Here is a 21,016-nt window from a genome sequence, read left to right on the forward strand (position 1 = left end):
ATCGACTAATCGATTACCTGATCCGCCATGAGCAGAACTTGCTCCGGAATGGTCACGTGCAGTGCTCTGGCGGTACGCAGGTTTACCACCAACTGGAATGCTGTGGGCTGTTCAACAGGCATCTCAGCCGGCTTGCTGCCTTTTAGAATCCGATCGACGTAGCTGGCGGCCTTCGTGAAGAAAGCTATGTTGTCCGGGCCGTAGCTTATCAGCCCCTCATAATTGGTCACGTAACTGTTCACTTGAAAAACAGTCGGCAAGCTCTTTTGCAGCGCTATCGTAGGCAAGCTCGGCCGCGGAGGATCCGCTAGAACGTAAACGACGTCACAATGAGCCAAATTCATTTGAGCGAACGCGGACTCCAAGTCCTCGGGATCTTTCGCCGCGAAAAGTGACGCTGAAATGCCAAGCGTTTGTGCTGCTTGCACTGCAAGCTGGGCTAAAGGCGGATGAGTCGGGTTGTTTGAAGTCAAAACACCAATCTTTTTCGCATTCGGGAAGACTAGCCGAATAATGTCCAGGATCTTTGTGGTGGTGTCGCCGAACATATTGGCAACACCAGTTATATTTTTGCCTGGGTGCGTGAAGCTAAGCACGAAACCAGACCCGATAGGATCTGTCGCTGGCGACATCACGATCGGGATTGTTGACGTGGCCTTCTGTGCGGCTGCAATAGCCGGCGTTGCGTTCGCAACAATCACATCTGGCTTCAGCTCGACGAGCTCCTCCGCTAAAGCCGGTAGGAGCCCGTACTTTCCGTTCGCCTCCCTAACGTCGACAATCAGGTTCCTGCCTTCGTCATACCCGAGCTTGCGAAGCGCGCCTCTCAAAGTACTCGCGCCAACGGTGGCTCTCCCGGAATCGAGGTATCCCACGCGCCAGCGGCGCGGTTCTGCAGCGGTCTCGATGGTCGCCGAGAGAAATGCGAGGCCGCTAGTCAGCCAAGCCCGGCGCGTTATTAGTCGGCGCATGGAACGAGCTCATTTCGCAACACTGGGCGGCGTTCATAGCACCTTCGCAGGCCGCAATCGAGAAAGCAGATGGGCGTCAGGGACTGTACTCGAAAAGGCGAAGTCAGCTGTTGATGGCCAAGCGGGATGCATCTGCTCGGGTTGAGCTTTACTGCTATTGACCCATATGCGACATGGCCGGATTGGTCAGCAGGAAGTGCTGCCATTGTGTGTTATAATTAGTAGCCCGGTGGCTGACCGCCTGAATGGCCGGCGAAGCACATAGACTGTTACCGTCAGGAGCTGGCGATGACATCCATTGACGAACGGCTTCTTGAAGCCAAGATGACCCAGATCGAGCAGGCCCGTGCCTGGAGCCCGCGCGTCATCTCCAAGTTCGAAACGCTGATCCGCAGCGGCGACGAGGTCAGTGTCTACCGTGCCAATCCCCTGGCCTTTGCTCGTGATCGCGGTGTAGCCGAGCCGGAGTCGATCGATCTGTTCCTCCACGCCGCTCGCGCCGGGCTGGTCGACTTGCATTGGGACATTCTATGTCCCCATTCGGGCCTGGTGCTGGAAAGCTTCGGCAAGCTCCGTGCGCTCCGAAGCCATTTCGTCTGCGGCCTGTGCGACATCGACGGTCAGACGGACCTTGACGACTTTATCGAGGCTTCTTTCTCCGTCTCGCCGCAAGTCCGGCGCCTCGCGTTGCATGACGTTGACAACCTCTCGATTGAAGACCTGCACTGGAAGCTGAAATTTGCCGACACCGGGCGGCTACCAGGCGGACAAACCCGGTTTGTTGATGTTCTGCGCACCCTCGTGCGCGGCATGACATATCTGCCACCCGGCGTGACGACGACGCTGCATGCCGAGATCGGGCCCGGTGCCCTCTCGGGCGTTAACGTCCAGACCCAGGCTGGCTTCATGCTGCCGGTCGTGGAGTCAGCTGCTGCCGGGCCGGCGCCCAACACGCCGACGATCGTTCACGTCACCTATGATGGTCAGCGTTTCACGTCCGCTCTTTCGGCCGTGCCGTCGGGGCGTGGAGTAATTGAGATCAGCAACATCGGCCCCAAGCGCGGCTCGCTACTCCTGATCAACTGGCCGCCAGAGATCGTGACCATGCCGGAGAAGCCGACGCTTGAGTTCGATCCTTACGTGTCCGGCGGCATGCTGTTGACGCGGCAGACCTTCCGCAAGCTCTTCCGCTCCGAGCGCGTGGACGAGGAGGAAGGCATCGGCATTCGACAAGTGACCCTCCTGTTCACCGATTTGAAAGGCTCGACGGCGCTCTACGAGCGTCTCGGGGATCTTAATGCCTATGCGCTGGTACGGGAACATTTCTCGCTGCTCGACGCAGTTGCTCATAAGCATGCCGGTGCAATCGTAAAAACCATTGGTGACGCCGTAATGGCAGCGTTCTCCCGGCCGGTCGACGCCGTGGCGGCGGCGCTCCACATATTGCAGGAAATCGGCCGGTTCAACCGAGAGCACGGCCAGCCAGCGATCATCCTCAAGATGGGCGCACACTGCGGGCCGTCCATTGCCGTGACTCTCAACGAGAATCTCGACTACTTCGGCCAGACGGTGAACATTGCCGCGCGGGTGCAATCGTTCGCGGATGCCGGCGAAGTCTGTCTGACGGAAGCACTCTACACAGCCCCTGGTGTTCGTGGGCTGTTGACGGGCCGGGATGTCGAGGAGTTCGAGGCGCCGCTGCGCGGCGTCGAGGGCAAAGCACAAGTCTATCGCGTCACCGGCCGATGGTAGCATCGGGCTCGCAAAATTCGCTCAACCAATCGTTTCGATCGAACTGTGCTTCAGACATTTCGTGGACACCTACTCACTTCATCAACCACCCCTGCACGCGCGTCCGCACTTTAGTGTGAACGTCCGGATTTGCCCCTTAGCGGATCTCGGTCTCCGTCGCCGCGATGTCTGCTTGCAAAGGTGGAACAGACTGGTGCTGCAATTGAGATCGTCCTAGTCCCCTTGCGTGAACATCTAAATAATGGGGCACTCTATCACACCACGTTCTCTCGCCGTTCGGCTCGCGCTCTCGTTGACCTTGAAAATACAACCGGGAAACGCAAATGCGGTTGTATCGGAGAACAGCGTTAGGAACGCCAGCTTGGCTGGGCGGTTAGAGATTCTGATAAAGGTAGGTAGACTGCCCGCCGCTGGCCCCCACGGCGGGCTTTTTGTGAGTTGCGTTAGTGGCAAAGCGTACCAAGGCACCGGCAAGAGAGCCGGGGGCGCCTCCGATGCCGGGGTTTATTGTGCCCCAGCTGGCGACCCTGAAGATGAAGGCACCTTCGGGGGCCCGGTGGATTCACGAAGTTAAGTACGACGGCTATCGCATCCAACTCCACATCGATGGCGACGACCGCCGCGCCTACACGCGCAACGGCCACAACTGGGTCCACAAATTCTCCGTCATCGCCGGCGCCTTCGACATTCAAGGTCGTGCGATCGTTGACGGTGAGGTCGTCGTCGTCCATGAGGGGCGACCCAACTTCTCCGAGCTGCAGGCCGACCTCGCGAGAGGGGATCAGGATCGCTTAGTTTACTTCGCCTTCGATCTCCTTTGGCTTGATGGCCAAGACCTCCGGAGGCTTTCCCAGCTTGCGCGTAAGGAGCTGCTCAAGGAGCTAATCGAGAGCAACGAGATTAAGGATCCCATTCTCTACAGCGAACACCATGAAGGTGACGGGCAGGCGCTGTTCGAGGCAGCCAGCAGGCTTAAGTATGAGGGCATCATCTCCAAACGAGTGGATGCTCCTTACCGATCGGAGCGGGTTGAAACGTGGCAGAAGATCAAGGCCGTTCAGAAGGGGAAATTCCCCGTGGTGGGATTCATCAAAGACCCCTCAGGGGTCGCAGCTCTCTACCTTGGCAGACAGGAAGGGAACGAGCTGCGCTATATGGGCAAGGTCGGGACGGGGTGGAGCCGAACCACCTCACGCAAGATCAGGGATGCACTCGATACTGTCGTCAGCCCGAAGAGTAGATTGAGTAAGCAACTCAAAAAGCCCAACGCCACTTGGGTCGAGCCGAAGTTTGTTGCCGAAATCGAGTATCGCGACATAACTTCCGAAGGACTGCTCCGCGCCAGCTCATTCAAAGGTCTAAGCCGGAAATAAACTTATGTTTCTGCGATCATCTGCACGCTGACGTACAAGCAATTCGTCAGAAGGAGCGTGCGATGGGATTGAAGCGCAGGCGATTCAAGCAGACAGAGTCTCTCGAGGCGCGGCTTGAGCAATTTGCCCAGGATATGCGTGAGCGCGCGGACGGAAAGCCTCCGGGCGACGAACGTAACGCCTTGCTCAAGCGAGCACGTAATGCAGATCAAGCAATCGACATTGAGCGACAACTTCGTCAGGGTCACTAGGAACGCCCAAGAGAGAAGCGGTTTAGCTTGGCTCCTCCGTCTGAAAAATCCTGCCCTCGCTGCTCCCTTGGCGAGGGCCTTTTCGGCCGTCACCGTGTGATCGCCGATCCGACCATGTAGACAATTCGGCCCTGCAAGCGTGGCCGGCGCCGGTGGCCGCCGAAAGCCACGTTTTTCGCTAAGCTCGAACAACGGGGGGAGGGCGCCAGCGCCTTGTCTCAACTGAACACAGCATGAGCAAGAATGGCGAAGTAGGCGACGATCAGGAAGAAAGCCGTCGTCCGGAGCTCTTTTGCGCGCAGCTCGGCGGCTTGATAACTGAATTGCTTTTGCCGACGGTGAGCAGATACAGCCCGCGACAGGCGTAGGGGCCACACCAGATGTTTATCTCCTTTGCGCACCACCGAGCTCGCCGGAAATCCCTGTCGCGTCATCCTTCCAGCCAGTCGGCCACGGTTTGAGCACTCGTAGACAGAGACCCGACGACCATCGCGAGAGTCGCGGATAACGGATCTCAGGGCCGTTACGATGCGGCAATTTCGCAGTTGGGACGCCAATCAACAAACGTTGTCTCAAAGGTTGCCTGCGCATGTGATTCGCCTCCTTCCCAGATGCGATCAGATCACGAGTCCGCTATCAATATCATGGATTATGCCGAGGACGGCTGGGTCGCACCAGGTTCGTCAAGACCCCACATTCAACATGCGATCACACCGCAACCAGGCGATGGCGCAACCGGGGCGTACCGGCCTTATGTTGGGGATGGCTCCTGTCGCCCCCTTTGCGGTCGCGATCCAGGCGTGCACCGTCTATCGCGTGTCCAACTTGATAGATTGCGGTAAGGAACAGGGCCGTGCCGCGAAGCACAAACCGTAACCTGCCTAAATCAGCAGACCTCATGGTCATCAAAGAAGAGCTGATCGCCGGGCGTAGGATCGTTGTTGCGGCTGCGGCGGGGCCGCGCCTGAGTGGCCGGAGGGGCGTTATCCTTGGCCCAGGGGCGACCGCGACTCAGGTCAAGGTGGTCCTCGACGGAGCCAAGCGCTTCGTGACGTTGCATGCGCGCTACATTGACCTGCTCAGAAACCCGCAATCTTAGCCTATCCTCGAGGACGGGGCATCAATCCTTGTCCGCTCTCCTTGTCTCAACTCGGATTCGAAGTGACCAGAGGCCTTGCACGGTTGCCATTGAACCTATTACAGCGCTGCTCGTCATGTTGGGGCTTGCCACTTTCAACATCGCGGTGGGCTGGAATGTGACCAGCTTCAACGAGCGAGGAACGTTGACCCGGAGAACGAGTTTCAAGCGAACTTCAACAGGAGACTGCAACAATGAAGATTGCAAAGATTGCCTTGGCTGCGGCTATGGTGTTCGGCTCGATCGCGGCAGCGTCCGCTCAAGGCGCAGGAGGAGGCGGCGCGGGTGGGGGCGCTGGCGGCGGAGCGGGAGCGGGAGCTGGGGCGGGCGGGGGCTCCGGCTCCGGCTCCGGCGGAGGTGGCGGCGATTCTCCGGCGGCTACCACCGGCCAGGGCGCCTCGAGCAGCCCAACGTCTGCGAACCCCTCGGCGACGATGAACGACACGAAGTCGAAGGGCCATGACACCAAGAAGTAAGAGCAGCCCGCCGGCGCAGGTTTCGCCGGCGGGCTTTTGCTCGAAACGGCATATGCATCGCGAGGATCAAAGGTAAACCGCTAAGGGCGGACGATTTCCCCATTCAGACTGACGAAGACAAGCTCAAAACGCGCGACGGCCGGCCGATCGCCTCCACGGAGTCGAAGGAGCTGGCTGAACAAGTCGCGGAGCGGCTCAACGAACACGCTTACCAAGAAGAACAGGATCGCTGGTCGGCATAGGATAGCGCGGGGTCACTTTGACGTGGTGAGCTCGAGGAGCTTGCGCACGGCGGCTTCAGGGTCGGAGTAGGACGCCCTCTGTAATTCCTTTCAGCACTTCGCGGCCATCAGATAGAGGGGTGGTGGCGCGGATATCTTGGTGGTCCGCAAGGCAACGAATGTAGGCTGCCGAGCTTCAGAACATCATTCTGAGACACCGCCGCAAGCCGCACTTCCGCGCCGATCGCCGCACGGAACCATAAGCCCGGAAATGAATCGTGTCCGCAGATATTCAATCTGGAGTACTGCAATGCGATACATTGCGTACGCGGTTGATTTGTCGGGTATTGCTCGCGCGGTTTACGAGATCAATTGCTCAACTGACGACGATGCCCAAGCTCAAGCCAAAAAGTTCTTAGACGCTCATGCTGCTGTTGAGGTTTGGGATGGTCCTCGCCGCGTTGCACGCTTAGTGCGTGAGAGCTGTCGAGGCGTTCGACACGGGGCATCACGGCCAGCGGATAAGCACCCGCCCTATGGCAAGCGGCATATGGGCTTGGCCGAGTGAAGACCGAAAACTTCGCGTCGATTCGCGAAGAGACTGAGCTGGGTACCCCGGCCAATTTCTGTTTCTGGCGCAGGAGGTGCTTGTATGTCTTTTGACCCGATGGCCGCCGCCATCGACTGGCTCGATGCCTACCGCGCCGGCGATCTCGAAACGCTACTCGAAATGTACGCCGAGGATGCCGCGGTCTACTGCGATTGCTACGAATTGATTGTTACCGGCAGAGAAAACCTGCGTGGCTACTGGGCTATCCATCTGCAGGAACACCCAGCGGCCGAGCTGGACAATCTTCAGCCCTCGCACGGTGGCGCAATCATCTCGTACGTCAGCGGGGAAAACGTAGTGGAGGCCGTCTTGGACTTTAATGATGCCGGGAAAATCAGGACACTGAGCTGCAGGCCGACGCGTCAGGCCTCGCCCAGTTCCTGCCAAGCCGGAGTCTGCTAAGGGGCAAGAGGGGCGGTGGGCATACACCATGGCCGAGGTCGGATCTACTGCGAACAGCCGACATTGCAACGGTTGGAGCATTGTTCGGCGCAGGGCCATTGGCAGACATGCGCTCCGGGCTGGATTGCCGGGACCACCTTGCTTCACGGCACCACTGCAAATCACGTCTGCGTAGCAACCATGCCGATGTCCCCACCTTGGATTATGCGAGACTAACATGATACGGTGCGCTTAGAGGTTGAAATTTCCCGCCTTGGCAGTCGCGTCCAATCGTTCTGTGTGCAACCAATTCCTTAGCCAGTAAAAAGGAGACACAGATGAAACCTACGGAAATTTCGCCCGAGTCGTTTAAGGCCTGCCGCTGCGGTTGCGGCTCGACGGACTCCTCGGGCCACGAGAAGGATGCCGATCTGGCGCGTCGCGGCTTCTTGCGCAACGCCATCGCCAGCACGGCTGTGCTGGCAGGTGCAACGGTCATAGGCGCTCAGCCAGCATTGGGCCAGAGCACATTGACGCCCGAAGCCGCGCTCAAGGCGTTGTTGGACGGCAACCAGCGTTACGTCAGCGGACAGTTCCAGTCGCTCGATGAAGACCTTTCGATCCTCAAGGCCAAAACGGTCGAGAAGCAGGAGCCCTTCGCCGCGGTTCTATCGTGCGCAGATTCTCGGGTGCCGGTGGAGTTTGTCTTCGACCAGAGCATCGGCCAACTCTTCGTCGTCCGCGTAGCCGGGAACGTAACCTCGCCCGAGATCACAGCGAGCCTCGAATATGGTGTGGCCGTTTTGGGCACCAAGGTTCTCGTGGTGCTGGGGCACGGCAATTGCGGCGCGGTCAAAGCAACCATTGAAGGCAAGGCTGTGCCTGGTCAGATCAGCGTCCTTTACGCCCCCATCCGGCCGGCAGTGGACGCTGCGGGCGGCAACCTTGATGCTGCCATTGACGCCAACGCCAGGATGCAGGCGACGCTGCTCAGCGATGCCTCCCCCGTCATCGCCAGGGCAATCAAGGAGGGGAAGCTGATGGTCGTGCCCGCCCGCTATGACATCGCGAGCGGAAAAGTTTCGGTGCTCGTCTGAGCTTTGATACAGATGATCCCAATCTGCGGACGGTGGGTCTTTCAGAGCGATGGTTCCGGCATCGTTCGTCAGGATTTTCCTATGTGACGCTGCGACATGAGGCGCGTGTTACTTTCCGGTCTACCGTTTTGAACGGACATCGTCAGACCGCGTCGGCATGCCGCAGACGGGTCAGAAGTTGGCATCAGAGCACCACGGCGCACGTTCTCCAGGAACCTCTTTGCTACGCTTTCGTTGTGCCGTCTTAAAAACGGCAAAGGAAAGCGATCATGGACCGCGAACATGTGAAGGGCGCCGCCGACAAGGCAAAAGGCGCAATCAAAGAGGGTGCTGGCAAGCTTACCGGTGACAAGGACCTCGAAGCCGAAGGCAAGATGGATAAGGCCAAGGGATCGGCCCACCAGGCTGCAGGAGATGTGAAGGACGCAGCGCGGGACGCCGCTGACGCCCTCAAGAAATAAGTAGAAGAGGACAGAATCTGAACCTCGGGGCGGCGTTTAGCGGAGCCGGTGGTGTAATCGTTCCATTCGTTTACATCCTGGATGATAACGCGCGCATCACCGACGCGTACGAAATAGAATGCGCCAACGATGAAGAGGCCAGAGAGAAGGCGACCCGATTTCTCAAATCTGGCACCGCGAGCGACGCATCGCCCGATTGAAGCGCCACACAAGGCAGTGAGGCCGCGAAGATGGTGGGTCGCTTAAGGGGGAGGAGGAACCAATCGCAAGGTCTAGGGTTTACCGTTTGCTTCTGGCCCTCGCCTACCGACCCCGTGGTCAGAAGACTGGAATAGCGGCTCCGGTTTTGCCCAAACCGGAGCCGTATTTATTTGGTTGGGGGCACTTTTGGCCGGTTTACGCATTTTTCCGCTCATGGAAGAGGCCTGTGCCAGATATCTCCGCGAAGCGAAGACTTGCCTTGAAGAGGCAGAGAAGGCCGCTCGCGCTGCCGACCGGAAGGCATGGCTAAAGCTGGCAGAAGAGTGGATGGCTATGGCGCAGAAAGTACAAAGGCAGACCCCTCGCGAAAATTGAACGAGCGGTAGGCAAGTGTCCTGGTCCAAAGTGTCCTAGTTTATTTTCGGAACCTCCCTGGCGGATTAACGTGGTTGGCATTCTTGCTAACGAGCATCATCATGCTGCGCATCAGTTCCCCTCCTCTCCAGGCTCGCCAAGAGCAATTCGATACCTGCTCCTATTGCAACGATCGGTTGAACAAGGTGGAAAGCTTCCTCGATACTCGCAACGGCAAGCCGGTGCGCATTTTTAAGTGCACCGACTGCCAGAAGTTCACCTGGGACGATTAAAGCGGCCTTTCCATTGATCTCGCTCAAGCCGGACGCTTCGGATCGGCAAAGGTACATTCATCGGTCAATCTCCAAGTCGGCACTCCCCGCCGCCCGACAAATGACGGCTAGTGGTTGAGATTATTAATCGAAACGGGTCGGCCGGAGGGGCGTCAAGGTCGAGGGGCGGCTATTGTTTCTTTGGCTTGCGAAGAAATGGGCGCATGATGTCGGTGGTCGTGAAGCTGGTCTCGAACCCGTTTGGCAGCAATGGCATCTCGTCCGGGCCGACCCTGTTGCAGACCGGGCAGAGCTTGCCCGCGCCGCCGCAGCCGCAGGCCTTCGGTCCTTCCCACGGGCGCTCGGGGTGGTTTTCGCAAACCCAGTGCGTGCCGTCGCAGCGCGCGCAAGTCATGTCGGACCTCCCGTTCAATGCTGCCCCGGCTCTTCTCTCGATTCGTGGGCACGCACGTGTAGAGCATAGGTCGGAACGGCCCCAAGCCCATCTCCGGGGCTGGTAGGGGACGAGCCGGGGCCGCTCGCGCACGCTAACCTAACGCATGCGCTGGCAGTAATCTCAGCCCGAGATTTCTCTTAGTCTGTACGAAATGGACCGGATTGGAGATTAAATTCGAGGCGACCGGCTTTGAGGACGGCTCCGGTTGATCCGGCAAGGACCCGGAGCCGCCGCCAACCCTTCATGCCAGCCCGCGTGAAGGGCTAACGAGCAACCAAATTTTTCCGCCCGTGTGTTGTTCCTGCTGGGCGCGATGAGGAACAGCGCGATGTGATTGAAGCGGCCCCGGCCGCCATGACCGGAGGGGACAGGTCTGTCGGTCCGGGGCCGCGCTTGCTGGCTTAGCGGCGAGCCAGTTGAGCAAAAATGCGACCCGTTGTGCGTCGTTCCTATCGCCGTTCTGCCCGCGTTACCTTGTCCCAGTCAGATCCGCTGACGTTAAAAAAGATCGGCCATTCTTGAACCACTGCAGGGTGTCCGCGAGACCTACGTCCGAGGGGCTGGGATGGAGAGTTTCCATGACCAAGCAAATTGCCGCCTTTGCTGTCGTTATTGCTGCCGCCGTGACTGCCGCCATGGTCCCTATTCACCGCGCCGTACCTGCGAGAACGATATCTGTTGCGGCACTAACAGCCGCCGCAGGCAATCTCCCGGTCAGTGAATTCGAGGACCGATCAGTGATTTTTCTCACGGAGCACTAGGTGAACGATCGGACTGGCGATCACGCTACATCGGACGCCTGCGAGGCTCAGAAGATGACTTGGTCGTCAGGCTTCGCGCACAGCCGCACATAGGTTCCGCTCTCGTGCAATTCGAGCCAACCCTTTTCGATGGCGAATGGCGGTCCCGAACTCGGGCCCGGTGGCCTTTAGCGTGTACAGACACGGCGCATTGATCTTTTCGATGTGGATGCGGTCATCCTGGACCGGCGCAATGCTCATCGCGAGCTCGATCAGCTTGCGGGCCGGGATTCCCGGGTTGGCGAAAGCACGTCTCCGGTCATTTTCACTTTAACGCTCCCCAGGCCACCAGATAGACGGCGGGTTAGTGGCTGAGATTCTTGTGGTCCGCAAGGCGACGAGGTGACTGCGTTTGAAGGGCCGTCCTTGACGCTCAGAGCACTGCCGGCAGCGCATGTAGCGCTCCAACTCGTGGACGGGCGTCGTCTTCGGACGGCGGACAATATCAAGCGGTACCGTCTGGTGGGTGTCGCATCCGAGGCACTTCACCTCCAGATAGCGGTAGCCGGCGTTGAGCGCGTCACCGAGCGCCGGGGAGGGCTGGGCAGGGCCGCGAAAACCGAGCATGCGGGCATTCCAGGCCTGGCAGGCGAGGATGTCCGCGTCCTTGCGGGCGTCGCGCGCGCGTTCCGGGACGCCGTCGGAGCCGTAGCCGCTGGCGAATGCGAACGGGACGTTACGTTTGGCAAGGACCTGGGCCACCGGTTCGACGCTGCAGCTCCCCAGCGACACGTCGAGCAGGGCCATGTCAAAGGCCGAGTCGCTGGCGTGCTTCATCGCCGATGCCACATCGTTGGCTTCGGCTGCGACGGTGTGGCCAAGGTCGGCCAACATGTCAGCAACCATCATGCGGATGAGGGCTTCATCTTCCACTAACAATATCGAAGCCAACGGCTTTGCTCCCCTACGCCCCTCTATGCTTATTGCCGTGTGATCTTGGTCGCGTTTACGAATGCTTGGAGTGCAACAGCACGAAGCTCGCCTAAACTCCCTTGGCCTGCTTCCGCCGCCTGCAAGAGTTGTTCGGCGATCAAGCGTCGGCTTTCATGATCGCCGCCGTGTGGAAGCTCGCGGCAGGTCTCCTCCAGCACAAACTCCATATTCGACTTTACGCGGTCGGACAGCATCATCCAACTTGCTCCGGCTCCATTGTCGGGAAGTTCTCGCAATTATGGAATTCGGCCAGACGTGCGTCAATGCAGATCGCCGCGTCAGCCGACGAGCAGACCGTGCCCGCCAATGCGAGCGATCGGCAGCCGGCCGATCTTCCAGCCCACGATGACCAGGCGCACGGCGTCGTCGGAAAAAACGGCCCCAACCCATCGCAGGCAAAGTTGAGGCCGAAAGCACAGGGCCAGCAGGAAGGCTATCCGCCAGCCCAGGGTAAGCATGCATCTGCGCCCGGTCGCTGGCGATAAACCAAGTTAAGTACGCCAGAGCCTGATTTGCCAACATAGGTGTCCTAACTACGACATGACCACCATACCGTCTGATGGTCGGCGCTCGGGGGCACCTCCTGACACTCCACCGCCCGGTGATGCGGACGTTGCTGATTCGGCGCCATGGTAGCTACTTTTTTCCATCCCCTAGTTTGCGCTTGTGTATCATTTGACACGTTGCGATCCAAAAGGCCCTGCTACTATTTCCCGATAGAGGGGGCGGCGATGGATCGGCTGAAGAATGCGCTGGGGCAGCTCGAAGCCCCGGACTGTCCGAATTGCCGGATCACCATGAGATGGTTTCGCTCGGAGTTGGTGCGAGACACTCCGGATCCGTTAATCGCCCACCTCTTTCTCTGCCCGAACTGCAAACGCGCTCAGCGGACCGATACAACGTTCACGCCAGCTCGCGTCCCGCCTGACAAACTGGCGGCTCCTCGTTTCCGTGTGATTGCAGGAGGACGGTAAGGTCGCCACTTCAGCGGCTACTCAGCCCACTACGTCTCGACCGACACGCGCGATTTCACCGCATTGTCTGCGGCAACGGCCAAGGCCCGCGACAGCTCAAGGGCTTGGTCAGCGGTTACTTGGAAATGAACCCCGACAACGCTCGCGATGGAAACGGTAATTTCGTCGTCGATTTGCTCAACGCAGACGGCCGCTGAGTCATTGAGTTCGATCTCGGCGATTCGGCCCGGGTAATCATGTCGTTCATCCGCCATCGCTGCACTCCATGCGTCCGGCGATAGCCTAGCGGAGATCCTGCCTTAGGTCACGGCGCGCCGCGCGCTAACCGAAATACTATTCGGAGCCGCGTGCATTGCTGGAATTTAACTGGTCCATCGGGCCGGCAGAGGCGATGGGTTGCCGTCACCTTCTAAAGACGGCCCTGTCAAGCTTATGCCGAACATCGAAATTACCGACGAGTGCCGCGCCCTAATCGAGAGTTCGGTAGAACCAATACCGGAAGACGCGAGACAGCTGCTACCCAACGGTAACTGGCGGGTCCCGGTTGACGCGAAGACGCTACATTGGCTGGAGAATTTGCAACGCAATGGCGAAACGATCTCCGACTGCATCATCCGGATCGTCATCATTAGCCTCCACAAGCGCGGTTTGCAGTAGCGCGCGTTCGGGCTGCACGCTTGTTGGCGGGGCAAAATGAGGGGATTATGACGGAAGACACCGAAATTCACATCGACAAGCTAACGTATGCGGTTGCCTTGCTAGACGGCGCCAAGCGCATTCATTCATCCGAACTAGGCGCAGACATTTCCAGAATAGGAATTCCCTTTTACCTTCTCATCGGCTTCAGCATCGAGAATGGTTTGAAAGCTTTGCTGCAATTTCAGGGACAACATCAACGCGCGCTGCAGCGGTCCCATGACCTCGCAGATTTGCTAGCGAAGACGGATGGTCTTCGTGAGCGCCTTTGGCCCGGCACTGCGAAGGACGTAGAACACCTCAGCCGTTACCACAAAGAATATTGGTTTAGGTATCCTGAGCGCGCCGCCACTGCCGACGTTTTTAAGGCCGAAAGTGCCTGTTTGATGGTCGACCACCTCTTAGCTCAGGTCGCGCACCTGATTGGTTACAGAGCCGCATAGGCAACTTCCACTGACCTCCTCGGCCGAAGCGGTCGCTACCTTGAGGCCTCCCAAAGCTGCTTCGCCTTCTCCTTATCTGCCTCTCGTTCTTTGTATTGATCATAGTAGTCGGCAGCCTGCACCGTGCCGTCGGAGATTTCCACGCCCTTGGGTATTGCTCGTTGCATTGAGGTACGGAAACATGCGGGACCATTGAGGACGATCCATGGGGCTTTCGATCCGTTTTTACCTGTTTGCCGAACACGGCCTTCAGAGCATCTCGCAACGAGTGATGATGGGTTTGATCCGCGGCAAAGACGCGATGCCGCAGTACGCCGGCACCAAGCAGAAGGTTGCCGACGTGATCTTAGAGAGCGAGGGCAAGAAGCCGGTTCGCATCGAGAGAGTGCAAGGCAGCTTTCTAACGTTCGATGAGAAAGGTCAGGTGCACAAGGACCTCGTGGCCTCGGGCTTCGCGGCGCTAGAGACGGCAGTGGCGCTCGAAGAGGCTCTGAAGAAGCCGCAGACAAAGATTGTTGATCTCACCCCTAAGCTCAATCGCGAGAAGTGGGAGCGCGAGAACCGGTGGACGCTTTCCAAAGAGGATCTGGAGGCCATTGCGGACGACATTTGGCGGCGTAAGCGCGCCGGGCAGCCCAAGGTCGAGCGGGCCAAAGGAGCGGCTCCCAGGCCCCCTAAATTGACGTGGGAGGCCGAGGACGCCCTCCGAGAGATCGGCAAAAATCTCATGACCATCGACAACAAACTCAGATGGCTCACTGAACCAGCACTGAAGGGCGTCGCTTTCAAAGCGCGCGAGAACGCGAAGGTCGAGGCCGACGCGGCAATGTGGCTAGGTGTTGCCGAAGCGGCCGATCGTTGCCGCGAAATACTTGTCCGGCGGCGAACGGGTCGCGGCGTTTGGTACGCGATCGTGCAACTGCTGAAGTGGGACGCGTCTCACCGGACCGCAGAAGCGGCGGCTTCCTTCCAAGAGCGGCATAACTCTAGGGCGGAGGCAGAAGACGCCGCTCGGCGAATGCTCGCGGAGCACGCAAAGCACTTCTACAGCGACATCTCTGTAGAAGCGGAGGTGCTGTGCGAGCTCGAATGGGATGGGGAGGCTGGGACGAGGCTGCTCTGACCCAGGGAATGAATGGGAAACGCCGCAATGATTTCGCAATGAAATAGGCAAAAACGGCGTGAACAAAACGTGACGGTACAGAGCGCCACATCGAGAAAAATCAACAACTTAGAGAATACTCACTGCGTTCGGGACGCAGGGGTCGCAGGTTCGAATCCTGCCACTCCGACCATTCTTCCAAAAGTTGACGTTTTCCAGAGGCTTGGCGGACCGGCCCGCCGGCGCCTCAGGGTGCCTTTCTGCAACGATTTTCGGGGCGGGTCCACGGCCGATTTGGCCGGGCAGGGGCGCTTGAGCGCGCGGCATGGCTTGTCACTAGCGAGCACCGACGGTTCGGACTTGCGAGCTAGGTCAGAGGCGTACCGCCGTTCGCGACCGGTAGCCTCTTCCTACTGCTTGAGCCCGACGCTGCTGCAATACCACCAGAGCTCAGTGCCCCTCCAGCCGGCCTTTGCACCCCACGCCAGGCATTCGTTGTAGTTCGCCCAGTTGCCGAAGTTTCGGCACGCCCCGCCAAAACTGGGCCACGAACCGCCGCTGCAGGTGGATCCGGTGGTCGTGGTGTCGGACGCCGGCGTGGCGAGGTGCGTGCGCGGGGCGGCGTTTGCTGGATTGGTCGAAGCGAGGATGAGCGCAGCAAGCAGGAGTGACGAGGCATTCATAGCACTTCCCCCATTGCTATTTCTGACGGCGGCCAGGGCCGCTCGCGCACCGTAGCATCTCGACCTCACGTTGAAAAGTTGCACGAGACAAGCGTATTGATTGTGCCGCTTCACATAGGTGCCGCTCTCCTGCAGGCGCGGCCGCGGTAAGGCCTACCGCCGCGCCACCAGCACGCCCACCAAAAACGCCACCATCAACGACGGCAGCGGGGCCTCGCGCACCATGCCGCGAACGATGTCTGTCCAGTGCTGATCCGGCGCCAGTCGTGGCGATCTGACCTCGGCCATCGGCGTCATGCCCCAGTCGGATGCGAGCTCGGTGATCTCGCTCGAAGCCAAACGCGAGCCGTCGCGGATGCGGAAGATGGCGGCGTCGGTTCGCTCGCGCGGTGCGAGCGCCATCAGCGTCGCGATCGCGGTGCGCAATGTCATCTCGCCAAAGCCTTGCAGCCTCACCGACTCCTCGGGATCGGATGTCATGCCAAATCCCTCACAGCGCGAAGTGGCGTGCGATGGTGAAGGCTGCCGTCGCGCACAGGACCAGCGTGGATACCGCGCCGGCCACGCCGCGGGCGAGATCGGCTCGCGTCAGGTGCCTGGTCATGATCTTGCTCCATGCTCAGCATGGAAATTGCGGCGGGACGCGTTGGTTCCCTAAGCGGCGAGCGAATCACCCGGGCGCCGGTTACTTCCGCAAAAGCTCGCTCAGCGCCGCCGTCGCTTCCGCGCAGCGGATGTCGTCGATCTCGCGCGACAGCCTGAGCGCGCTCGATCTCAGCTCTTCGAGCTTCCAATTCTCCGGATTCTGGCCTTCGAGCTGGCTGAGACGCTTGTTGAGATCGTCCAGTCTCGACTGGAGCTGCCCGATGCTGGCAGCCCCGTTCACTTTCCAAACGCGTTGTGCACGCATCGTCATTCCCCTGTCGTCTCACGGCGTTGTGAGAGCGGTTCGTGGCCGGAATGGGTGTTTGTTTTGTCCGGCTTCAGATCGTGGGGAACCGTTGCAGATTGGCAACGAAAGTTCCCGATCAGGCCGCGCCCGGCTGGCGCGCGATGCATCGCAGCAGTCGCGGGATCTGGTTGTGCGCGATCGCAACGATGCGCCATGCGCCGGCAAATTTCACCAGACTGTAGGTGGCCCGGAAATCGTAGAGAAGGTTGGACGTGCCATCGAGCACATCCATGCGCAGCGAGGCCTGCACGAGCCGCGGCGACAATTCCAGGATCGACAGGTCCTCGACGCGGCCGGAGGGCGCACCGAGCTGGCGATGCAGCTCGACGACGCGGGTCATCGCCGCGAGGCACTCCTGTCTGTTCGACATCGCGATCAGTGTGACGTCTTCGCCGTCCGAGACGATATGGCTGGGATAGGCGACGCAGTCGGCGATCGCCTCCACATCCAGCGCCTCGAACGCTGCGCAATAGGTCTGGAAAAACGCCGTCACGCTCTCGGCCAGCTCGTTCGACATCGCGTCTGCTCCGCTCGGTGCATCGATCGGGCAGCAGCGTAGGCGCACAAGATTACACTTTGTCGTCGGCACTTTCCGCCGGGCGGAAGCGGCTGTGTCGGCAGGCTGTCAATCCGATTTCGCAAAAATATTCCACTTTACCGAAATTCGGATTTGTCGTATGTGTCGCCCATCCCGGCTCATCCTTGAGGGGCGATCGTGAGGTCGTCATGTTCGCGAGCGGGGTTTGCGGTGGACGCGGCAGCGTCGGGCGCAGTGGCCAAGGGCAGGGCGGATTGCTCTCCGTGAGCCCGAGGCTTCGCGTGGACGAACGGCGCTGTCAGGTTCGTCTCGCCTGTAAGTTTCCGGCTTTGTCGACAGGGCTGGGAAAACTGCGGCGAATAGCGGGCCGTGCGTACGGCAAAACCGTGTGGTCCTGGCCGTCGTTGCTACGGTCAAGCCTTGGCGGATGCGGCAGTCGCGTCAACCGGCGCGCTGCCGGCGACTTCTGTGAGGGCGAGGGAGGCCAGCAAGAACTCGGCTCCCGGGAGAGCACGGCATAAGCCGTCCAACCATCGCGCAGGGAAGGCCGTGTGTTGGGCTTCACCTGTATGCTGCTGTGCGGTCTCCTTGCGCTACCTATTCGCGCAGCGGACCGCGGGTGCTAGCTGGCACCCGGCCTTCCCTGCGCCCTCTTGGCTTTGAGGGTGGAATGACCAAGCAAAGCTCGGGTGACATCAGCCGCGAGGATGCGAAGGTGTGTCTGCAGCGCCGTAGTCCGTAGGATGGGTAGAGCGCAGCGAAACCCATCATGCTTCGGCGTTCACGGGAGTCGATGGGTTTCGCTCCGCTCTACCCATCCTACAAGAGCCGTTCCGAAAATTGCGATGCCGCCTCATAGCAGCGAACTCTTTGTCCATCCCGCCACCCCGAGGTGCGCGCTCCGCGGCGCAATGCGCCGTGGAGCAAGCCTCGAAGGGCGACGGCCCGGCTGCATCTCGGCCGCTCATCCTTCGAGGCTCCCCATGGGACGCGTCGCGTCCCATGCCTCGCACCTCAGAATGACGGATCTGGCAACGACGTACAGGCCAATCCCCCATCACAACCACGTGTCTTTATTCGGGAACAATCATTCCCTATTATGCCGCAATGCAAAAGACAGCCCGCCGATCCCAGCCCGCAGCCCGTCCGCCCGGACGGCCCCGGGAGTTCGACATGGATACCGCGCTCGACCGCGCCGTGCGCGTGTTTCGGGAGCGCGGCTATCATGCCACCTCGATCGGCGACCTCACAGCGGCGATGCGGCTCGCCACCGGCAGCGTCTACAAGGCGTTTCGCGACAAGCATGCGGTGTTCCTCGCCGCCTTCGAGCGCTACACGGCGCTGCGCCAGGAGCAGACCCGCAGCGCGGCGGCCGAGGGCGACAACGGCCGCGAGCGGCTGCGCAACGTGCTGCTGTCCTATGTCGCGCATTCGCAAGGCATCGAGGGGCGGCGCGGCTGCCTTGTGGTCGGCAGTGCGGTCGAACTGTCGGCGGTCGATTCCGCCGTCGCCGCCCGCGTCCGCGCCCAGCTCGAGACCAATGAAAGCTTCATCGCCGGCCTGATCCGCGAGGGCCAGGCCGACGGCTCGATTCCCGGCCATGTCGAGCCCGATGACACCGCGCGGCTGATGATCTGCATCACGCAAGGCATGCGCGTCGTCGGCAAGGCGCGCCTGCCGCTCGACGGCACCCGCATCGTCGGCATCGCGATGAAGCTGCTCGCCTGAATTTGTGTCATATTAGGGAATGAACGTTCCCGATTATTTGGAGACCACGTGAAATGACGATGAATGCCACGATCGAGACTGCGCCCAGGCCGGATGCGGTGTCGCAGCGACTAACCTTCGTGCTGGCCGCGGCCTGTGGCATGGTCGCCGCCAACATCTACTACGCCCAGCCGCTGATCGCCCCGATCAGCGCCGCGCTCGGCCTGTCGCACGAAGCGGCCGGGCTGATCGTCACCATGACGCAGATCGGCTACGGCGTCGGGCTGCTCTTCATCGTGCCGCTCGGCGACCTCGTCGAGAATCGCGCGCTGATCTGCTCGGTCATCACGCTCGGCGCGGCCGCGCTGCTCGCCGCCGCGTTCGCCACCCACGCGCTGCCATTCCTGATCGCCGCTTTATTCGTCGGGCTCGGCTCGGTCGCGGTGCAGATCATCATTCCCTATGCCGCGCATCTTGCGCCCGAAGCCATCCGCGGCCGCGTCGTCGGCAACGTCTCGACCGGCCTGATGCTCGGCATCATGCTGGCGCGGCCGGTGTCGAGCTTCGTCACGGCGGCCGCCTCATGGCACGCGGTGTTCTTCTGCTCGGCCGCACTGATGATCGTGCTCGCGGCGGTGCTGTGGATGACGCTGCCGAAGCGCAAGCCGGTCGCGCGCATGCATTACGGAACGCTGCTGCTCTCCATGCCGCATCTGGCCCTGACTACGCCGCTGCTCCGGCGCCGCGCCCTGTACCAGGCGAGCCTGTTCGGCTGCTTCACGCTGTTCTGGACGGTGGCGCCGCTCCAGCTCGCCAGTGAATTCGGCTTCACCCAGCGCGGCATCGCGCTGTTCGCGCTCGCCGGTGTCGCCGGTGTGTTCGCAGCTCCCATCGCGGGACGGCTCGCCGATCGCGGCCATAGCCGCATCGCGACGCGGGTCGCCATGCTGCTCGCCGCCGCCGGTTTTCTGGTGACCTATCTCGGCGCGCCCGGCTCGATGCTGAACCTCGCTTGTCTCGTCGTGGCCGCGATCGCGATCGACATCGGCGTGCAGGGCAACGTCGTGCTCGGCTTTCGCGCCATCTTCGTGCTCGGGCACGAGCACCGCAGCCGCCTCAACGGCCTTTACATGGCGACGTTCTTCGCCGCCGGCGCTGCCGGCTCGGCGGTCGGCGCCTGGGCCTTTGCGCAGGGCGGCTGGACGCTGGCATCGGCCATTGGCCTTGCCCTGCCGGTCGCGGGCCTGCTCTACGCCGCCACCGAGTAGGGCTGCGATGGTGCGATGCGTTTACCAAGCCTCGGCCGGCGCCCGAATTTCCATCTCGCGATTTCCGCAGCGCTGTAGTACTTTGGTCGCAAGCGGCCTTGGTTAACGGGCGGCAGGGGGAGGCTGATGAGGCGTGCGGGACTGTTTGGCGTACCGCGAGTACGGCCATGGTCGTGGCAGGCATTCCTGCTCGGATTCGGCGTCGTCACAGCGTCGGCTGCGATTCAAGGCATCTGCGTCGCGCTCGGCGCAAAGCTCTATTTCGCGGCATTCCTGCCCAGCCTGTTCGTGCTCGGCATCGTCGCAGGCGCGCCGGCGGCGGCGTTCGCGGCGCTGCTCACCGTGCCGCTGGTGTGGTGGGCGTTCATACCGCCCTTCTTCGAGTTCATGCCGCTGACCAGCGCGAATGCGGATTCCATCAACTTCTTCTGCCTGCTCGCCGTGCTCCTGATCGGCCTTGCCGATCTCTGCCGCGAGACGATGGCGATCATCAGCCGCGGCGGGCTGAAGCCGTCGGGCGAAAGCGCGGCAACGAATTCGCAATAAATCGGCGGTGCCGGATCGCGCGCGTTGCGCGTGCGCAACAGTCCGGCAACCATCCGCGAGCTTGCTGCGCGGCGCTAACTTTTCGAAAAAGATTTGGCCGCAATTTCTGCCCCGGGAATGACGAGGGAGTTTTCGATGAACGGCCAAATAAACGGTCACGCCATTTTGGAGAACGTGCGTCGCTATCGCGGCATCGCATCGCTCTATCGCCAGACCGCCGCATTCCGCCCGGGCCAGAGCTGGTCGCTGCTGGAGCAGGCGAGGGACTGGGAAGCGCGGGCGCTGTCGGAGCTGGAAACCTACTTTGCCACGCGCGTGGATTACGCCGCCCCGCTCGCGGCCTGATCGTTAACCATCGC

The 21,016-nt window shown here is 60.6% G+C and carries 25 protein-coding genes and 2 pseudogenes; 15 read left to right on the plus strand and 12 right to left on the minus strand.

The features are described 5' to 3' along the window. Positions 1–5 precede the first annotated feature (5 nt). Positions 6–971 (minus strand): ABC transporter substrate-binding protein, encoded by a 966-nt coding sequence (locus tag WN72_RS12740; RefSeq protein WP_092217940.1) that lies wholly within the window; start codon positions 969–971, stop codon positions 6–8. 288 nt (positions 972–1,259) lie between these two features. On the opposite strand from WN72_RS12740, the gene WN72_RS12745 reads away from it, so the two are divergent. The 3 genes from WN72_RS12745 (at position 1,260) to WN72_RS12755 (ending at position 4,347) form a co-directional block, all read left to right on the plus strand. Then, positions 1,260–2,723 (plus strand): adenylate/guanylate cyclase domain-containing protein, encoded by a 1,464-nt coding sequence (locus tag WN72_RS12745; RefSeq protein ID WP_092217941.1) that lies wholly within the window; start codon positions 1,260–1,262, stop codon positions 2,721–2,723. 494 nt (positions 2,724–3,217) lie between these two features. Further along, entirely contained in the window at positions 3,218–4,096 is an 879-nt protein-coding gene (ligD, locus tag WN72_RS12750) for a non-homologous end-joining DNA ligase (RefSeq protein WP_092217942.1), read from the plus strand. 62 nt (positions 4,097–4,158) lie between these two features. Continuing rightward, entirely contained in the window at positions 4,159–4,347 is a 189-nt protein-coding gene (locus WN72_RS12755) for a hypothetical protein (protein WP_194483021.1), read from the plus strand. A 218-nt stretch (positions 4,348–4,565) separates the two neighbouring features. Here WN72_RS12755 and WN72_RS12760 read toward each other — a convergent pair whose 3' ends face one another. After that, a complete protein-coding gene (locus WN72_RS12760; protein WP_143130886.1) occupies positions 4,566–4,781 on the minus strand; it encodes a hypothetical protein in 216 nt (71 codons plus the stop codon). A 464-nt stretch (positions 4,782–5,245) separates the two neighbouring features. On the opposite strand from WN72_RS12760, the gene WN72_RS12765 reads away from it, so the two are divergent. From WN72_RS12765 to WN72_RS12785, 5 genes are all read left to right on the plus strand, one after another. Further along, positions 5,246–5,446 carry a hypothetical protein gene (locus WN72_RS12765; RefSeq protein WP_244554029.1) on the plus strand — a complete coding sequence of 67 codons (201 nt, stop codon included), beginning with the start codon at positions 5,246–5,248 and terminating at the stop codon, positions 5,444–5,446. 233 nt (positions 5,447–5,679) lie between these two features. Continuing rightward, entirely contained in the window at positions 5,680–5,961 is a 282-nt protein-coding gene (locus WN72_RS12770; protein ID WP_143130885.1) for a hypothetical protein, read from the plus strand. Positions 5,962–6,834: 873 nt separating this feature from the next. Beyond that, positions 6,835–7,194, plus strand: coding sequence for a nuclear transport factor 2 family protein (locus WN72_RS12775; RefSeq protein WP_092220965.1), 360 nt, complete (start codon positions 6,835–6,837; stop codon positions 7,192–7,194). A 317-nt stretch (positions 7,195–7,511) separates the two neighbouring features. Continuing rightward, entirely contained in the window at positions 7,512–8,270 is a 759-nt protein-coding gene (locus tag WN72_RS12780) for a carbonic anhydrase (protein WP_092220962.1), read from the plus strand. A gap of 269 nt (positions 8,271–8,539) precedes the next feature. Beyond that, positions 8,540–8,731 (plus strand): CsbD family protein, encoded by a 192-nt coding sequence (locus tag WN72_RS12785; RefSeq protein WP_092220958.1) that lies wholly within the window; start codon positions 8,540–8,542, stop codon positions 8,729–8,731. 662 nt (positions 8,732–9,393) lie between these two features. Here WN72_RS12785 and WN72_RS12790 read toward each other — a convergent pair. Both WN72_RS12790 and WN72_RS12795 read right to left on the minus strand, forming a co-directional pair. Next, positions 9,394–9,606, minus strand: a complete 213-nt coding sequence (locus tag WN72_RS12790) for a hypothetical protein (protein WP_143130884.1) — start codon at positions 9,604–9,606, stop codon at positions 9,394–9,396. 142 nt (positions 9,607–9,748) lie between these two features. After that, a complete protein-coding gene (locus WN72_RS12795; protein ID WP_092220951.1) occupies positions 9,749–9,973 on the minus strand; it encodes a hypothetical protein in 225 nt (74 codons plus the stop codon). Between the two features lie 620 nt (positions 9,974–10,593). On the opposite strand from WN72_RS12795, the gene WN72_RS12800 reads away from it, so the two are divergent. Further along, positions 10,594–10,776, plus strand: coding sequence for a hypothetical protein (locus WN72_RS12800; RefSeq protein ID WP_143130883.1), 183 nt, complete (start codon positions 10,594–10,596; stop codon positions 10,774–10,776). Positions 10,777–11,085: 309 nt separating this feature from the next. Here WN72_RS12800 and WN72_RS46895 read toward each other — a convergent pair. The 5 genes and pseudogenes from WN72_RS46895 to WN72_RS12820 form a co-directional block, all read right to left on the minus strand. Then, positions 11,086–11,439: pseudogene (locus WN72_RS46895) on the minus strand (hypothetical protein); the annotation flags it as partial. 144 nt (positions 11,440–11,583) lie between these two features. Then, positions 11,584–11,664 (minus strand): annotated as a pseudogene (locus WN72_RS46900) (response regulator); the annotation flags it as partial. Positions 11,665–11,735: 71 nt separating this feature from the next. Continuing rightward, positions 11,736–11,945: a hypothetical protein gene (locus tag WN72_RS12810; RefSeq protein WP_092218033.1), complete on the minus strand. Its 210-nt coding sequence runs from the start codon at positions 11,943–11,945 to the stop codon at positions 11,736–11,738. 81 nt (positions 11,946–12,026) lie between these two features. Then, complete coding sequence (locus tag WN72_RS12815) at positions 12,027–12,206, minus strand: hypothetical protein (RefSeq protein ID WP_092218034.1); 180 nt, start codon at positions 12,204–12,206, stop codon at positions 12,027–12,029. Between the two features lie 545 nt (positions 12,207–12,751). Beyond that, complete coding sequence (locus tag WN72_RS12820; RefSeq protein ID WP_092218036.1) at positions 12,752–12,976, minus strand: hypothetical protein; 225 nt, start codon at positions 12,974–12,976, stop codon at positions 12,752–12,754. A 450-nt stretch (positions 12,977–13,426) separates the two neighbouring features. Between WN72_RS12820 and WN72_RS12825 the strand changes: the two genes are divergently transcribed. Together WN72_RS12825 and WN72_RS12830 are read left to right on the plus strand one after the other, a co-directional pair. Next, entirely contained in the window at positions 13,427–13,861 is a 435-nt protein-coding gene (locus tag WN72_RS12825; RefSeq protein WP_143130733.1) for a hypothetical protein, read from the plus strand. A gap of 205 nt (positions 13,862–14,066) precedes the next feature. Further along, a complete protein-coding gene (locus WN72_RS12830) occupies positions 14,067–14,984 on the plus strand; it encodes a hypothetical protein (protein WP_092218039.1) in 918 nt (305 codons plus the stop codon). Between the two features lie 815 nt (positions 14,985–15,799). Here WN72_RS12830 and WN72_RS12835 read toward each other — a convergent pair. From WN72_RS12835 to WN72_RS12845, 3 genes are all read right to left on the minus strand, one after another. Further along, complete coding sequence (locus WN72_RS12835) at positions 15,800–16,126, minus strand: hypothetical protein (protein ID WP_027558216.1); 327 nt, start codon at positions 16,124–16,126, stop codon at positions 15,800–15,802. Between the two features lie 205 nt (positions 16,127–16,331). Continuing rightward, positions 16,332–16,556, minus strand: a complete 225-nt coding sequence (locus tag WN72_RS12840) for a hypothetical protein (RefSeq protein ID WP_027558217.1) — start codon at positions 16,554–16,556, stop codon at positions 16,332–16,334. A 118-nt stretch (positions 16,557–16,674) separates the two neighbouring features. Continuing rightward, a complete protein-coding gene (locus WN72_RS12845) occupies positions 16,675–17,115 on the minus strand; it encodes a DUF6841 family protein (protein WP_092218041.1) in 441 nt (146 codons plus the stop codon). Between the two features lie 1,128 nt (positions 17,116–18,243). On the opposite strand from WN72_RS12845, the gene WN72_RS12850 reads away from it, so the two are divergent. The 4 genes from WN72_RS12850 (at position 18,244) to WN72_RS12865 (ending at position 21,002) form a co-directional block, all read left to right on the plus strand. Further along, positions 18,244–18,864: a TetR/AcrR family transcriptional regulator gene (locus WN72_RS12850; RefSeq protein ID WP_035730079.1), complete on the plus strand. Its 621-nt coding sequence runs from the start codon at positions 18,244–18,246 to the stop codon at positions 18,862–18,864. A 53-nt stretch (positions 18,865–18,917) separates the two neighbouring features. Further along, on the plus strand, positions 18,918–20,111 hold the full coding sequence (locus WN72_RS12855; protein ID WP_027558220.1) for an MFS transporter: 1,194 nt from the start codon (positions 18,918–18,920) through the stop codon (positions 20,109–20,111). A gap of 126 nt (positions 20,112–20,237) precedes the next feature. Then, positions 20,238–20,657: a DUF4118 domain-containing protein gene (locus WN72_RS12860; protein ID WP_092218042.1), complete on the plus strand. Its 420-nt coding sequence runs from the start codon at positions 20,238–20,240 to the stop codon at positions 20,655–20,657. 135 nt (positions 20,658–20,792) lie between these two features. Then, positions 20,793–21,002 (plus strand): hypothetical protein, encoded by a 210-nt coding sequence (locus tag WN72_RS12865; RefSeq protein WP_027558222.1) that lies wholly within the window; start codon positions 20,793–20,795, stop codon positions 21,000–21,002. Positions 21,003–21,016 lie beyond the last annotated feature (14 nt).

Origin of the sequence: Bradyrhizobium arachidis (assembly GCF_015291705.1) — a bacterium.
Taxonomy (GTDB): domain Bacteria; phylum Pseudomonadota; class Alphaproteobacteria; order Rhizobiales; family Xanthobacteraceae; genus Bradyrhizobium; species Bradyrhizobium arachidis.

Coding starts and splice junctions, on each gene's coding strand:
- WN72_RS12775 (WP_092220965.1), top strand. CDS start 6,835: ATGTCTTTTGACCCGATGGCCGCCGCCATCGACTGGCTCGATGCCTAC.
- WN72_RS12770 (WP_143130885.1), top strand. CDS start 5,680: ATGAAGATTGCAAAGATTGCCTTGGCTGCGGCTATGGTGTTCGGCTCG.
- WN72_RS12850 (WP_035730079.1), top strand. CDS start 18,244: ATGCAAAAGACAGCCCGCCGATCCCAGCCCGCAGCCCGTCCGCCCGGA.
- WN72_RS12840 (WP_027558217.1), bottom strand. CDS start 16,556: ATGCGTGCACAACGCGTTTGGAAAGTGAACGGGGCTGCCAGCATCGGG.
- WN72_RS12865 (WP_027558222.1), top strand. CDS start 20,793: ATGAACGGCCAAATAAACGGTCACGCCATTTTGGAGAACGTGCGTCGC.
- WN72_RS12820 (WP_092218036.1), bottom strand. CDS start 12,976: ATGGCGGATGAACGACATGATTACCCGGGCCGAATCGCCGAGATCGAA.
- WN72_RS12815 (WP_092218034.1), bottom strand. CDS start 12,206: ATGCTTACCCTGGGCTGGCGGATAGCCTTCCTGCTGGCCCTGTGCTTT.
- WN72_RS12860 (WP_092218042.1), top strand. CDS start 20,238: ATGAGGCGTGCGGGACTGTTTGGCGTACCGCGAGTACGGCCATGGTCG.
- WN72_RS12740 (WP_092217940.1), bottom strand. CDS start 971: ATGCGCCGACTAATAACGCGCCGGGCTTGGCTGACTAGCGGCCTCGCA.
- WN72_RS12795 (WP_092220951.1), bottom strand. CDS start 9,973: ATGACTTGCGCGCGCTGCGACGGCACGCACTGGGTTTGCGAAAACCAC.
- WN72_RS12785 (WP_092220958.1), top strand. CDS start 8,540: ATGGACCGCGAACATGTGAAGGGCGCCGCCGACAAGGCAAAAGGCGCA.
- WN72_RS12760 (WP_143130886.1), bottom strand. CDS start 4,781: ATGACGCGACAGGGATTTCCGGCGAGCTCGGTGGTGCGCAAAGGAGAT.
- WN72_RS12830 (WP_092218039.1), top strand. CDS start 14,067: ATGGGGCTTTCGATCCGTTTTTACCTGTTTGCCGAACACGGCCTTCAG.
- WN72_RS12845 (WP_092218041.1), bottom strand. CDS start 17,115: ATGTCGAACGAGCTGGCCGAGAGCGTGACGGCGTTTTTCCAGACCTAT.
- WN72_RS12825 (WP_143130733.1), top strand. CDS start 13,427: ATGACGGAAGACACCGAAATTCACATCGACAAGCTAACGTATGCGGTT.
- WN72_RS12745 (WP_092217941.1), top strand. CDS start 1,260: ATGACATCCATTGACGAACGGCTTCTTGAAGCCAAGATGACCCAGATC.
- WN72_RS12835 (WP_027558216.1), bottom strand. CDS start 16,126: ATGACATCCGATCCCGAGGAGTCGGTGAGGCTGCAAGGCTTTGGCGAG.
- WN72_RS12800 (WP_143130883.1), top strand. CDS start 10,594: ATGACCAAGCAAATTGCCGCCTTTGCTGTCGTTATTGCTGCCGCCGTG.
- WN72_RS12755 (WP_194483021.1), top strand. CDS start 4,159: ATGGGATTGAAGCGCAGGCGATTCAAGCAGACAGAGTCTCTCGAGGCG.
- ligD (WP_092217942.1), top strand. CDS start 3,218: ATGCCGGGGTTTATTGTGCCCCAGCTGGCGACCCTGAAGATGAAGGCA.
- WN72_RS12780 (WP_092220962.1), top strand. CDS start 7,512: ATGAAACCTACGGAAATTTCGCCCGAGTCGTTTAAGGCCTGCCGCTGC.
- WN72_RS12765 (WP_244554029.1), top strand. CDS start 5,246: ATGGTCATCAAAGAAGAGCTGATCGCCGGGCGTAGGATCGTTGTTGCG.
- WN72_RS12810 (WP_092218033.1), bottom strand. CDS start 11,945: ATGATGCTGTCCGACCGCGTAAAGTCGAATATGGAGTTTGTGCTGGAG.
- WN72_RS12855 (WP_027558220.1), top strand. CDS start 18,918: ATGACGATGAATGCCACGATCGAGACTGCGCCCAGGCCGGATGCGGTG.